Here is a 15,266-nt window from a genome sequence, read left to right as displayed (position 1 = left end):
AGAACCTTTTTTCTTTGAGCTACCTCCGAAAATCCCCTTGACAACTGGCTTTGAGCCTTAACTTGTCACCAATGGGTACGACTGGGCATAGGCCTCCGTGGGCATAGGCCTCCGTGGGCATAGGGCATACCTCACTTTTTTGAGAACCGCTATAGCAGTCCTAAATCATTTGTGAATAACAAGAGCCCAGACTTCTCAAATAAGTCGGGGCTCTGAGCCTATCGATTTTCACAACTCCTGCAAAAATTGCTATAAATCCCAGAAACCGAGTTTTTTTCCGGAAATACCTCGTTTGTATTCGTAGATTTGGTAAAAAACCCGGTTTCTTTGTCGAAGTGCGTAAGTCCAGAAATTATTGGCCGGAATGCTTCGCCCCTACTGCTGGAAATTATTGACAATTCATTTCCCGAGCCCGATCGACCCCAGCCTGCAATTTTTCCCCCAGTACCCGAACGTGAGGCTCTTTTAACATCCCCAAGTGGTCGCTGGGAATGTCGTAAACCTCTATTCCTCCCTTCACTACATCGGCCCAACCCAATTCGCGATCTACACCAAACGCGGCGGCAGTCTCAATTGCCTTGAAAACATAAGCCCGACCCGTATAAACTCCCCCTACATAATGTTTCAATGCCTCATTATTTAATTCCCTATGAGTGAAGTTTTCCAAATAAATTGGCAAGGGACGCCCGATCGCCCGGTAAAACTTAGAATAAATCCTCCACATTTGATGAGTAAACCTCTCGATTTTGCCCGCCAGATTGCTCTTCGCTTTACTCATAAATAAAGCAGGCGTGAGCCGTAAAACTTTCATCGCGCCTTGACCCTTCTTAATCTCAGACAAATTTTTGAAAGTAGCCGGGCCGTAGGTGTCCAACAATCCCAGCAAAGCTACCTTCTCACCTAGATCGTGAAGTTGCCGAGCCATCTCAAAAGCTACCGTCCCCCCAAAAGATACTCCTAATAGAAAATAAGGCCCGTGTGGCTGAAAAATTTGCATTTCTTTTATGTAATAAGCTGCCAATTCCTCAACTCGATTGGGGGGAGCCAATTTTTCATCCATAATCTGGGTTGAGAGTCCCAAAACAGGCTGCGATTGATCGATATAATTCATTAAAGGACGGTAAAACTCCAATCCTCTGCCGAGCACGTGGATACAGAACAGAGGCGGTTTGTAACTTCCGGTTCCCGGTTGAATAACCACCATTGACGGAGAAGGGGACGACCATTCCGGTTCGCGGAGAATGTCAGCCAATTGCTCAACGGTTGGCGATTGAAAAATCGCAGACAGCGGCATCTTTTTGTCGAAGACTTTTTCTATTTCAGCTAACAGGCGCGCTGCTAGCAGGGAATGTCCTCCTACCTCGAAGAAATTGTCCCTGATTCCGATTGAATCGATGCCTAAAACTTGTTGCCAAATTTCTGTCACTTGGATATCTAATTGGTCGCGCGGGGCAACAGCAATTGTTTCATGGGGCGCAGCGTCGCTAGATTGCCACTTTTGAGTTGCCAAAGCGCGGCGGTCTACTTTGCCGTTGGGGTTTAAGGGCAGTTCTTTCACCAACACAAAAGCACTCGGTATCATATAGTCGGGTAGCCTTTGTTTTAGGTAGTCGCGCAGATTGCCAGTCACAGTGCGCTGCAAAGTTTTCCACAAGCCTTGAGTTTCCAACTGATAGGCTACGCTTTGGTTAACTTTATTCTGTTCGTTCGGTGTAAGCTGAAACTGAATCCCGGTTTGTGGTGGGCGCGACCAGGCGACTATCCCTGAAAGCCAGCGCGGAAAGTTCTCTCCAGGCAGTTGCAGGTGCAGGCGAACGCTCCTACCTAGATCAAGAACTGGCACCCCCACCAGAGCAACGCCACTCGTGGAGATATCCTCTGTGTCGAGTTTGATGGGGTTACCGTCTAGTTCTAGTTGGCATTCACTGTGATAAGGGATGCGCTCTGGAATGAGTTTGGAGACGAGATAAGCCACGAGACGCTTGTTGCCAGGTGTGTCTTCTCGGTCAATGACTGCTGTAGAGAGTACATCTGGGTGTTGTGTTAGTAAAGTTTCAATTTCGCCGAGTTCGATGCGGAAGCCGCGAATCTTTACCTGATTGTCGGCGCGTCCGAGGTATTCGATGTTACCGTCGGGCAGGTAGCGGGCTAAATCCCCTGTTTTGTAAAGGCGATTTGATTTGGGATGATTAGATGCTTCTTGGCTTTCCGCAATCTCTAGTTTCTCACCAGCATTCCCCAATCTAAAATCCTTGAAGGGATTTGGAATGAATCTTTCGGCTGTCAAATCGGGGCGGTTGAGGTAGCCTCTGGCCAAGCCTGCACCGCCTGCATACAACTCACCCGCAACGCCGATCGGCACTGGCTGCAAGTGACGATCGAGTATGTAAACTTGAGTATTGGCGATCGCCCGCCCGATCGGCACAGAATTAGTAATTTGACTGCCAGGGGCGATCGCAAAACAGCAAGTAAAAGTGGTATTTTCGGTCGGCCCGTAACCGTTAATTAATTGGCAATTTGGAACTTCTAGGATCAACTTCTGGACGTGGGGAACAGATAAAACGTCGCCGCCTGCCAACAGTTGGCGCACGCCCTTTAAATCCTCAAGCCGCTCATCCACCATCAAGTGAAACAGTCCGGCTGTCAGCCACAGTATTGTCACATTGTATAAGCGAATCGCCTCTCCCAGCTCTGCCAAAGATGGGCTGCCGGGAGGAAATACCGCCAGTTGCGCCCCGTTGAGCAGCGCTCCCCAAATTTCCAGCGTCGAGGCGTCGAAGGAAATCGGAGCCAGTTGCAGGAAGACTTCTGCCGCGGAGAGGCTGGCAAAGTCAGTGTCCTTGACTAACCGCACTACGCCCCGGTGAACGACGCAAACGCCTTTGGGTTTGCCTGTCGAACCGGAAGTATACATCACATAAGCCAGATTGTCAGGATTAGCGAGATTGGCGGGGTTTTTCTCACTTTGTGCGTCAATTTCCTCCCGCACCGCCTCCAAACAAACTACTTTTGCTGCGGTATCGGGAAGCCTTTCTACTAGCTGCTGTTGACTCAAAAGAACTGATATTTGGGCATCTGACAGCATGAAATCCAGCCGTTCTTTGGGATAAGCTGGATCTAAAGGCAGGTAAGCAGATCCGGCTTTGAGAACAGCCAAAAGCGAGACGATCGCATCAATAGAGCGCTCGAAACAAACGCCCACTAAAACTTCCGGGCCTGCCCCCAAAGTTTGCAAGTAATGTGCGAGTTGATTGGCGCGACAATTTAACTGTTGGTAAGTTAATTTTTGCTCTCCAAAAACTAAGGCTACAGCCTCGGGAGTTTGCTCTGCTTGTACTTCAAATAATTGGTGAATGCAGGCAGATTCGGGATAATTTGTTTGAGTGCTGTTCCACTCAACTAATAGCTGCTGTTTTTCCGCTGCGGTCAAAATCGGCAAATTTTGCAGCGGACACTCGGGATTAGCAACTATCCCCTCTAACAGCATCTCAAATTCAGCCATGCGGCGGCGGATTGTCGCAGCATCAAATAAGTTAGTATTGTACTGGCACTCCAGCACGAGTTTGTTTTTTGTTTCGCTGGCATTTACCGCCAATTCAAAATTTTCATAAGTTCTCGGATTCGAGAAGACTTCAGCTTTAAAACCTTCAAAATTAAGCTGATCTTCCGTAAGTTGCACATCCAGATTAAAAGTTACAGGCACTAGCGGAATGCGGCTGAAATCCCGCGGCATTGCTAGTTTTTTGACCAGAGTACCGAAGGTTAGCTGCTGGCGTTCGATCGCATCTAAAACTCCTGTGCGGCGCGATCGCAAATAATTGATAAAAGATTGTTCCTCGTTAATGCGGGTGCGGAGCGGCAACAAGCTCACGCAGTGTCCCGCAAGCTTGTCTTTTCCCCCAACCAGTTGTCCCGCCGCCGGCATTCCGACAACCAAATCCTCTTGCCCGCACAAGCGGTACATAAAAGCTTCAAATCCAGCAAACAGAGTTGTAAAAAAACTGCACCCTGCTTTTTTTCCCAGGCGTTTGAGGTTAGCAACTAAATCTGGATTGAGTTCCCAATCTTCCCGCGAACCCTGGTAAGTTCTCAAAGCAGGTCGCGATCTGTCTGTCGGCAAATCAAGCACCGGAATTGTGCCTGAGAACTGATCCAGCCAATACTTTTCAGCCTCAATAATTTCGGTTGTTGTTGAGTTTTCTTCTTGTGAAATTGCGTATTCTATAAAACTTTCTGGTTGTGGAAGATTGGCAGCTAACCCTTGCTGTCTGGCAGAATAAATTGCACCCAAATCCGGGAATAGTATGCCCCAAGACCAGCCATCGCAAATGATGTGGTGCCCGGTGAGAATAACGATGTGTTCCTGCTCTTGCAGCTTAATAATTTGACTGCGAAACAGCGGCCCGCGCACTAGATTGAAAGGTCGATCGACTTCTTGACGGCGCAAATGTGCTAATTTCGATTTGCGATCGCGATAGTCCACAATTGACAAGTCGATCGCCGGAATGTCTAGTTCGATCGACGACGCAATACAAAGAGTCGATCCGTCAGGGCTAAATGTTGTCCGCAGCGCCTCGTGCCGCTGGACTAATTCCTGAATGGAAAATCGGAGAGATTCAATGTCGAGGTTTCCTTGCAACCGCAGACACATCGACTCGTTATAAGCGCAATTTGCCTCGTCTCCCATTTGCACGGCAATCCAGATTTCTTTCTGCGATTCTGTCGCGGGTACGCAAGCAAAAAGTTCTCCGCCGGCGAAAGGATCGAAGTCTACAGCAGTTAGTTTTGGTTGTAAATCTGCGGTTGTTTTCATTCGCTATTATTCGCTATTAACAGTAGTACACGTAAATAAATTCAAGTGTCTTTGTCGCAGGGCAGATTGGTTTGTCGTCCATGCCCGCCCTAACTCCCTTACTCCGTCCCCATCAATTTTTCGCGAGCACTCAGCAAAGCACCTGCACCCGTCAGATAAGCATTAATCATCTTGGCTTTGAGCGAATTTTTGCCTCTGGGGATGCAACATTCGTTAGTAAAAAATTTCCAGTTTGATTCGCAAAGTTGGTCAAATGCTACGGAAATTGTTAAAGTCAGCGACCTTGCCGTGTGATACCAGCCGCAGGGAATAAATAGCGTTTCACCGGCTGAAATTGTAATAGTTATTGGCGTAGCTTCAGCCAAAAGCGGATATTTTTTCAAGTCCGGATTGTGATGGTTCTCAATCTCAGATAGCCAAGGAGCACCTGGTTTTGGGTAAAGATACTTTTGCTGCTCCGGCGGAAAAATTGTAAATTCTTTTTCTCCGTAAATTTGATTGATATACGCATAAAGCCCGAGAAAATCGTAGTGCAAATAAGGAAATTCTCCGCCCGGCCCGCCGAAGAATATTTCTAAGTCGTACAAATCATTGAGCAGCATCTTAGGGATTAAGCTGCTGTGCGTGCGATCGGGTGTGGCAATACTCGGTCTGGGAGAAAGATCGGGTTCTAAATCGGCAAAATCTTTGCGAACATTTAGTTTGAAAGGATAGGGAGCCGGATTCTCTTTTGTGGAATTCTTTAGTAAATCGAACAATCTGTTGAGCGTGTAAACTTTGCCACCTATTTCAATTTCTCGTTCGCCAAATTTTTCTTGAAAATACTCCGGCGTAAATTTCGTTTTGGCAGGCCAATCTTTTGATAAATCTGTGAAAATCACTGGCTTGCCGGGATTGCGGTACTCGCTGACAAATTCCCGGTGAGTAAGATTTGTGCGGCGGTCTACTTGAATCGTTTTTGCTGTTTGGAGCATTTTAGCTTTTCCTGGGTTTGTTAGTTGAAATTTATTGCCGGTTAGAATAGATTAATCGTGTTCGTGGGGCGGGTTTCCGAGATTGTTGGTCTGAGGCAGTTATTGTTACTCAAACCGGCCCCTACAGGTAGATTGAGATTTACCGTTGGGTGGGGGCGGGTTTGCGAGATTATTTGTATTAGGTATAGATGGTTGGTGAAACCCGCCCCTACAGGATTTAATTACCAACCCTAACCGTCAATTTGATAAACTATCTCCTACTTGTAAATGTTTTCCCGGCCGCTCAGGATCTGCTATGTACCAAGCTGGATTGCCATTAGGATCACGCCCTAATTTGGCACCGGGTACGGGAGAATTGTTTGAGAAAGCAATTGACGATTTCGATCCATTTGTATTGCCATTTGTGTGGAATTCGAGCGCCTTAACATTGCCGCCAGATGCTCCGGGAAAAAATCCGGCTGACTGCAATTCCGCAATACTTTCCTTAAATGCTTCCTTGACAAAAGCAATATCTGCGTCGGAATGCGCTAGCGTCAGAAAACACGGGCGGTGATCCCAAATGTGAATGCCTTTTTCCCGCAGCGAGTAAAACAGCAATTCTCCATGAAGAAAATCTTGGGGGTAGGTGATTTTGAACAGGGAACCAAAGTTTTTAACAGTGAAAGGTGCTTGGTGGCGATCGAATATGGCGTTCAATTCTGCAACTAATTTGTCAGTTTTGGCATTGAGATCGCGCTGCAATGAGGGCCCGCCCCGTTTCAAATATTCGAGGGATGCTTTGGCCGCGGCTAAAGTCAGGGGATGGCGCACAAAAGTCCCTGCAAAATAGGTAACGCCAACTTCCGGGAACGAGTCGTCTCCGAACTGCCAAAAACCGCCGTCTAAAGCGTCCATCCACGCGGATTTGCCCGCAATTACCCCGATCGACATTCCGCCGCCGACGACTTTGCCGTAGGTGCCGATATCGGCTTGTACGCCGAAATATTCTTGGGCGCCGCCCGGTGCAACTCGGAATCCGGTAATCACTTCGTCCATAATGAAGGCGCAACCAGCTTGCTCGGTAATCCGGCGCACTTCGTGGAGGAATTCTCGCGGTTGCCAGTCGGGACGGCGACTTTGTACCGGTTCTACCATGATGGCTGCAAACTCGCCCGCCCGCGCTTTGAGAATTTCCAGGGATTCGGGTTCGCCGTAGTCGAGGATCAGGGTATTGTCAACGGCGGATTGGGGAACGCCCGGTGCTGCGGGGAGCGATCGCAGTTTTTTGGTTCCGCGCACGATTACTTCGTCGAAAATCCCGTGATAGTCGCCCGTAAACATGACGATCGTACTGTTGCCCGTGACGGTGCGGGCGAGCCGCATTGCGCCCAAAACTGCCTCAGAACCGGTGTTGCAGAAGGCGGCGCGATCGTGTTTCGTCATCTCGCACACGAGCTCGGCAACTTCTCCGGCTAGCGGTGTTTGCGGGCCGATTTCATACCCGCGCTGCATTTGAGCTGCGATCGCTTCTGTAATAAATGCAGGCGAATATCCGAAAAAGTTCGACCCGAAACCGTTGGTTAAATCCACGTACTCGTTGCCGTCTTCATCCCAAAGTTTAGAACCCGACGATCGCCCCACCACAATTGGATAAACCAACTCTTTCATCGTTCGGTTAAAGCCCGAAACTACTCGCGGATCTGCGAGGTGGTGGCGGTGAGTCTGAGTGTACTGTTTGGATTTCTGAGTTCGCGCCGTATACCGCTTGACAAATGTTTCTAAATATGATGATTGCGACGGAGTTAATGCGTCGCGATCGGATGTGTCGATGCGGGCGGCGGCACCGAACACCTTTTTTGGTTCTGCTGTGGGTGCTGCTGTGGGTGCTGCTGTGGGTGCGATCGCGCTGCCGTTAGTCTGGGATGGGGGGATATTTTGAACGGGTGCCGGCGGCTGCGAGGGGGCAGGCACGGGGGCACTGCCCCTACCGTTAGTTGTCGGTGCCGGCTGTGCGGGAACCAAACCAGCGCCGCCCAACAGTTCTAGCTGTCGCGACATAATTTGCAACTGCTGCCCGATCAGGTATTCGAGATTGCCAGACTGTACGGGATTCAAAATTTGAGGCCCAGGGCTGGGTAAGGGCAGATTTACAGGGGCGCTGACTGCAACGGGAGTGGCAATGGGCGCAGGAGGTGCTGCTGTCGGTGCGATCGCCGGTGCGAGTGCTGGTAAGGGCGCGGCTTGTTGGACGGCAGGAGTTGCAGGCAAAACCTCCGGCGGCAGAGCACCATCGATAAATTCAGATAAAGTGCCGAGAGTGGGGAAAGTTTCTAATAGCTGGCGAAAGGTAATTTTAATGCTAAATTCTTTTTGCAAATTCAGCGCTACTTGAGTCAAAGATAGAGAATCTAAACCCATTTCTAGGAAAGTTAAGTCCTCATCAACACTGGCTAAATCCTCGCCAGAAGTTTCTTCTAGGATGTTTTTGATTGTAGGAATCAGTCTGTACTTGCGCGCTGCGGTTTGGGTTTCAACCTGTGGATTTGGCATCGGTAATTGGGAATTGGTAGTTGGCACTTGAACATGGGAAATCGGTAAGTTAGGAGCGGGCAATTCCTCCACTATTTCAATCTTGCCCTCTGCGGCGATCGGTTCTATCCAGAAACGCTTGCTCTCGAAGGGATAAGTCGGCAAGGGAAGGCGATCGCGCGTTTCCTCCTGATAAAAACTCTGCCAGTCGATCGATACTCCGCAAAGCCAAAGCTGTCCGGCTGCACTCAAAAAAGCAGTCCATTCGCTTTGATTGTCAGCGCTGTCGCTGAGGGAAGAAATGGCAACTTGTTTTTTCAAATCTTTGGCTTGTTTGCGAGCTAAAGTAGCAGCAGTTGTTCTGGGCCCGACTTCCAAAAGTATCCGGTTCGGATCTTGCCAAAGCTCTTTGATCCCGTCGGCAAAACGCACTGTCGCCCGCAAATGCCGCGCCCAATACATCGGATCTGTTGCTTGTTCTGCGGTTATCCAACTAGCAGTTACAGTCGAAACAAATGGGATAGTTGGCGGCGACAACTGTACTTTTTTGACATCTTCGGCGAAAGGTTCGACGATCGAATCTACCATCGGCGAATGAAAAGCGTGGGAAGTGTGCAGTTGTTTGCAGACAACGCTTTCGCTTTCTAGTTGCTGCTGAAAAAGTGCGATCGCCTCCGTCGGCCCGGAAACCACGCACAAATCCGGCGCATTCACCGCAGCCACTGCCAAATCCGCACTCAAGCGCCCTTCTACTTGCGCCGCCGGCAACCGCACCGACAGCATCGAACCCCCCGGCAAATCTTGCATCAACCGCCCCCTCGCTGCCACCAGCATCAAGGCATCCTCAAGGGAAAACACGCCAGCGAGAGTTGCCGCTACAAATTCGCCGATGCTGTGTCCGATCGCACCTTGGGGAGTGACGCCCCAACTCTGCCACAGCTTGGAAAGCGCGTATTCTACGGTAAATATCGCAGGCTGAGTCAAGAAAGTTTGGCGGAGGGATTCGGCGGCTGTCGCTTCATCGCTGCCGGGATACAGGACTTTCCGCAAATCTCGGCCGAGGTGCGGCTGCAAAATTTCGGCGCAGCGATCGACTGTTTCGCGGAATAAAGGCTCGGATTCGTACAAATTCAAGCCCATATTGACGTATTGCGACCCTTGTCCCGGAAACATGAAGATTACTGCCGGATTTCTGGATTCGGTGCAGCGGGTTGCTGTACGCAGCGGCGGCAGGGATTCGAGTACCTGCACGGCATCGGTGCGATCGCTGCAAACGGCGAAGCGGCGGTAATTGAAGGCTTGCCGCCCGGTTTGCAGGGTGTAAGCAGCATCGGCGAGATCGATCTCCGGGTTTTGGGCGAGGTGCGATCGCAAATTTGCGGTAGCTGCGTCCAAAGCAGATGCAGTTTTTGCCGACAGCAGCAGTAACTGCCGCGGGCGAGAAGGGCTAGACGGTTCTAGGGCGGGCGCTTCTTCGAGGACAACGTGAGCGTTGGTGCCGCCGACGCCAAACGAACTGACTCCGGCTCTTCTGGGCGTTTTGCCGGCTTTCCATTCCGAGAGTTCGGCGTTGACGTAGAAGGGGCTGTTGGCAAAATCAATGGCTGGATTCGGTCGATCGAAGTGGAGAGTGGCAGGTATTTGTCGGTGTTTGAGGGCTAAAGCAGTTTTGATCAGCCCTGTGACTCCTGCGGCAGCGATCGTGTGTCCGAAGTTGCTTTTGACGGAGCCGATCGCGCAAAATTGTTTGGCTGCGGTTTTCAGAGCAAAAGCCTGAGTTAGCGCTTCTATTTCGATCGGATCGCCCAGGGGGGTTGCCGTGCCGTGGGTTTCGACGTAGGATATCGTTTCGGGATCTACGTCTGCCATCGCGTGCGCCATTGCGATCGCGTCTGCTTGCCCGTCTACGCTGGGTGCTGCGAAGCTGACTTTGGCTGCCCCGTCGTTATTCAAGCCCACTCCGCGAATTACCGCATAGATTGTATCTCTGTCGGCGATCGCTTCTTGCAAACGTTTGAGTACCACGGCCCCGGCAGCGTTGCCGAACACAGTACCTTCAGCTTTGGCGTCGAAAGGTTTGCAGTGTCCGTCGCTGGAGAACATCCCCCCTTCTTGATACAAATAACCGCTATTTTGGGGAACCGTAATTGATATCCCGCCGGCCAGGGCTAAGTCGCACTGGTAGCTCATCAAAGCATAAAAAGCTTGACAAACTGCAACTAATGATGTAGAGCAAGCGGTATGCACGCTGACGCTCGGCCCCTTGAGATTCAGCTTGTAGGAGGTGCGGGTAGCAATGTAGTCTTTTTCATTCCCTACCATCACCTGAAACTCGCCCGCGCGGGAAATTACATCCGATCGTCCGGCGATGTTGTTGGGAAAATAAGTATTGTTGCCCGTGCCGGCGTAGACTCCGATCGAGCCGCTGAAGGTATTCGGATCGCAGCCTGCATTTTCTAGGGCGGCCCAAGCTATTTCTAAAAAAACGCGCTGCTGGGGGTCTGTAATTTCGGCTTCGCGGGGGTTCACGCCGAAAAATGCTGCGTCAAACCGATCGGCACCGTCAAGAATTCCTCTAGCTTTGACGTAATTCGGAGCCTGTTTGAGGGCGGGGTCAACACTGGGGTCTAGTTCCGCGTCGCTGAAAAACGTTGTGGACTCGACTGTGCCGCATAAATTCTGCCACAATTCACCGACACTTGCAGCGCCGGGAAAGCGACCGGCCATCCCGATAATGGCAATACCGTCAAGTTCTTGATTTTCCTGTGAATCAGTCATCACTTAGCGTTTTTTGGTAAATTGCTTCGATCGGTTAAAAGCTGCTTTTTGCCGATCGGCCCTGTCTTGAAATTTGTTGTTGGAGGGGTTCGCACTTTGTCCCTGGTTTAAATAATTTGCCAATTGGGCGATCGTCGGATGCTGGAACAATTTCACAACTGGCAAGTCTTTATCTAATAGAGTCCGCACTTGCACTGCAATTTGCAGCGTCATCAAAGAATTGCCTCCTATCTCGAAGAAATTGTCGTGAATGCCGACGCGATCGAGCTTCAGCAACTTAGCCCAAATGCCCGCCAGCAAGCGCTCTAACTCGCTCTGCGGTGCTGCGTAACTCTGGGACTGTTCTTGTCGCTTCTCTTCAGGTGCTGGCAGGGCACGGCGATCGATTTTCCCGCTGGGCGTCTTCGGCATCGCCTCAACCTTCACAAACACCGCAGGCACCATGTAATCTGGGAGTTTCCCTTGCAGGTAAGGGCGGAGGTCGGCTATTGCCAATTGCTCCTCTGGATTGGCAACTATGTATGCAACCAATCGTTTGTCCCCCGGTTCGTCTTCCCGCGCCAGCACCACAGCTTGTTTGACGGCGCGATGTTTTGCTAGTGCGGTTTCGATTTCTCCCAACTCTATGCGGAAGCCGCGAATTTTGACTTGGCCGTCAATCCGCCCGATGTACTCGATGTTACCGTCCGGCAGGTAGCGAGCTAAATCTCCTGTTTTGTAAAGGCGATCTTCTTCATCCTCGATCGCTAGTATTTTATTTTGTCGAAAAGGGTTGGGAATAAATTTTTCAGCAGTCAAGTCCGGGCGGTTGAGATAGCCCCGCGCTAAGCAAATGCCCCCGATGTATAGTTCTCCCGCTACTCCTAAAGGTATAGGCTCACCATCTTTTTGTAACAGATATATCTCTGTGTTGGCAATAGGGCGGCCGATCGGAGGCAGTGCGGGCCAATCTCCGGGCGGACCTGCGAGGGTATAAGCTGTAACAACGTGGCTCTCGGAGGGGCCGTATTGATTATGCAGGGTACAATTTTCTAGCTGCTGAAAGAAACTGGCTATGTAACGGTTGACTTGCAACTGTTCGCCGGCGGTGATTACTTCGCGCAGCGATTTCGGTATTAGCTGATAAGTATCGGCTGCTTCGGCTAAGTGTTGCAAGGCGATAAAAGGGAGAAATAGTCTTTGAATCTTTTGTTTGTCGATTAGCTGCAACAAACTCTGGGCATCTCGCCGGATTTCTTCTGTGATGAAAACGAGGGTGCCGCCGGCACACCAAGTACAGAACATTTCTTGAAACGAGACATCGAAGCTGAGAGATGCAAATTGCAGGGTTTTGGCTACGCCTTCAAGGGTCGAGTTTTGCAGTTGCCACGCAATTAGGTTGACTAGGGAACGGTGCGGGAGGGGAACTCCTTTGGGTTTACCGGTGGAGCCTGATGTATATATTGTATAAGTTAAATTTTGGGGAGAGACGCTGCTAGCTGGGTTTTCCGTGCTGTGACTGCTGATTGTTTCCCAGTCTGCGTCCAAACAAACGGCGCGGGCTTGATGTGCGGGCAGCCCCGATACTAAGTGAGATTGAGTGAGGATAACGGGAGCTTGGGTGTCGGCTAACATGAAGGTCAGCCGTTCTTGGGGGTAGGCTGGATCGAGGGGAACGTAAGCTGCGCCTGCTTTGAGAACGCCTAAAACGGCGATCGCAATTTCTAGGGAACGTTCCATGCAAATAGCTACTAAAACATCGGGGCCGACGCCTAATTGCTGCAAGTAATGGGCTAGTTGATTGGCTTTGGAATTGAGTTCTCGGTAGGTGAGTTGCTGTTGGAGATTTTGGGAAAAAACGGCGGCAATGGCATCGGGCGATCGCTCGACTTGAGCTTCAAATAATTGGTGTACGCATTTGTCTTGGGGATAATTTGCTTGAGTTTGATTCCATTCCTGCAACTGAGAAATTTCGGCTGCTGTCAGCATTGACAATTTGCTGATTTTCTCGAAGGGATTCGCGGCTATACTTTCTAGCAAAGTTTGCAGGTGTCCCAACATTCGGGTAATGGCGATCGGATCGAACCGCTGGCGATCGCCCGCAATTTTCAGCAGCAGTTCCTCTCCCCCGTACCCGTAAACTGTTAGGGGAAAACTCGTCTGTTCTAAAAGCTGAAATTCTCGGTTTTGCCAGTTGCCGCCCAGAGCTTGCAAGGCAGAGTTAATGTGATATTTTTCAACTACTAGCAGGCTTTCAAATAAAGCTGTGCCGCGGGCAATCTCGCTCCATTCTTGAGTTTTTGCCAGCGGCACGTTCCCGTATTCTTGAAATGCCGTCCACTGAGTTTGGAGTTGTTTGAGCCAGTCGATCGCTGGTAAATCGGGAGATACAATTACCCGAAATGGCAAAGTATTTATGAATAATCCTACCGCTGATTCTGCGTTTTCTAGATTCTGTGATCGGGTGTTGCAAATAGTTCCAAATACTACATCTTCCGAACCGGAACAGCGGCTCAAAAGCAAAGCCCACGATCCTTGCAGCAGGGTATTTAGGGTTAGTTGCTCTTCTTGAATTAGGGAGTTTAAGGCTGCGGTTACGGTGCTAGAAAGCCGGATTTCTGGATCTGGTGATAAATTTTCTGTTGGTGTCAGGAACAGGCCAGATGCCTGTTCCACAACTGATGAATTTCCTGGTGGGGCGGGCAAGATGCCCGCCCTTGAAAAATCCCCAACCAGAGGGGTAGGAGCGCTGAAACCGCTTAAGTATTGTTTCCAGAATGTTTCTGCTTTCGAGATGTCTGGCTGCGGCCTCCACTCGATGCAATCTCGATCGCAACGGGGCGGTTGTAATTCTAATGGTTGATCGGCACACAGGGATTCGTACAAGGTAAAAACTTCTTGCAAAACAACGATCGCCGAGGTACTGTCGAGCAAAATGTGGTGATAAGTCCAGATTAGTTTGTACTCGGTTTCCGCGAATCGCAACAAAGCCAAACGCATCAGCGGCGGTTGAGTGAGATCGAAGCCTTGCAGGCGATCGGCTTGCAAATAGGTTTCCAGTTGGTTTGCGCGATCGCCCTCCGACAAATTTCGCCAGTCTTGCTCAACGCTTGGCAGTTCAACTTGTTGGTGTAATGTTTGCAGGGGAACTTGTTCACCTGACCAACAAAAACTCGTTCTCAAGATTGGATGCCGCTGCACTATTTGCTGCCAAGCTTTGAGGAAAGCTGAAACATTCACATTTTCGCGGATGCTACAGATCGCTTGTTCGATGTCTATTCCTGATTGTTGACCCGAAAGGCTGTCGAACAACATCCCCTGCTGTATCGGTGAAAGTTGATAGGAAGATTCACTATCAGTGGTTGCGGATTGCGGGCGATCGTCTGCTGGCAATGACATATTTATATGTAAGTATTGATGGAAAAGACTTTTGAGCAACTGTAGCCGGATTTTTAAGGCTTTTTCAAGTAACTATTCATCCCCAATCACGATAAAATCACCGATCTCGTGCATCCGATCGTAATATTTTGTTTTTGGCTGTAATATTTTATCGGCTCAGCCGATGGTAACTCAAACTCTACCGCCCTGTAAAGTATTTATGATACATTTTACGGGTAGCGCCGCCAAACAGCATTTCCCGTTCAGCAACCGTGTAATTCCACAGCCTGTAAATATTAAAATTGCTTAATATTCTGTTGGCGATCAACTTTCTTCTCTCAAGAATAACTAAAGCCTTCAACATCTTCTATAACAGGCTGACATCTGCACTTAACAGCAATGATTTGCATCCTGTCTGCTGGCAATCGCTGCGCTAGATTAGCTACAGCCAACCTCAACCTTTAAAGAAAGCTATAGGATATTTGATTGGTACGATCGTCCTCAGAATGTTTATTTGGGCTGGATTCGATATCGTGCATACCATCCGCAACAGGGAACTGAATCGCTCCGAAAACAAAAAAATTCAAGCTGAAATGGTCAAAGAGACATATTGCTGTCCATTTTTTGATTATGAATAAGCACAGAAAGTATAAAATATCGTTCTGACGCACCGTTTATTGGCTGGTGCATCAGCGGAAGAGTGCGTCAGATTAGAGATTTTTCATACTTCTTGAAAATCTCTAATCTGACGCACCCTTGATATAGCAATCCTAAATGATTTTCTATATCTAGAGCAATCCTAAATGATTTTCTTTGTGTAAGTATATTGACTTATT

At 49.4% G+C, this 15,266-nt stretch carries 4 protein-coding genes; all 4 read right to left on the bottom strand.

The features are described 5' to 3' along the window. Positions 1 to 388: 388 nt before the first annotated feature. Positions 389 to 4,813 (bottom strand): amino acid adenylation domain-containing protein, encoded by a 4,425-nt coding sequence (locus QUA40_RS23845; protein ID WP_333130481.1) that lies wholly within the window; start codon positions 4,811 to 4,813, stop codon positions 389 to 391. Between the two features lie 98 nt (positions 4,814 to 4,911). Beyond that, positions 4,912 to 5,787: a cupin-like domain-containing protein gene (locus QUA40_RS23840; RefSeq protein ID WP_333130479.1), complete on the bottom strand. Its 876-nt coding sequence runs from the start codon at positions 5,785 to 5,787 to the stop codon at positions 4,912 to 4,914. 237 nt (positions 5,788 to 6,024) lie between these two features. Beyond that, complete coding sequence (locus tag QUA40_RS23835) at positions 6,025 to 11,073, bottom strand: aminotransferase class III-fold pyridoxal phosphate-dependent enzyme (RefSeq protein WP_333130477.1); 5,049 nt, start codon at positions 11,071 to 11,073, stop codon at positions 6,025 to 6,027. Between the two features lie 3 nt (positions 11,074 to 11,076). Next, positions 11,077 to 14,451: an amino acid adenylation domain-containing protein gene (locus tag QUA40_RS23830; RefSeq protein ID WP_333130475.1), complete on the bottom strand. Its 3,375-nt coding sequence runs from the start codon at positions 14,449 to 14,451 to the stop codon at positions 11,077 to 11,079. Between the last annotated feature and the right edge of the window lie 815 nt (positions 14,452 to 15,266).

The sequence above is a fragment of the Microcoleus sp. Pol11C3 genome (genome assembly GCF_036701485.1).
Classification (GTDB): Bacteria; Cyanobacteriota; Cyanobacteriia; order Cyanobacteriales; family Microcoleaceae; genus Microcoleus.
The sequence above is the reverse complement of the archived record's forward strand: the minus strand, read 5'-3'. Positions and strand labels throughout refer to the sequence as shown.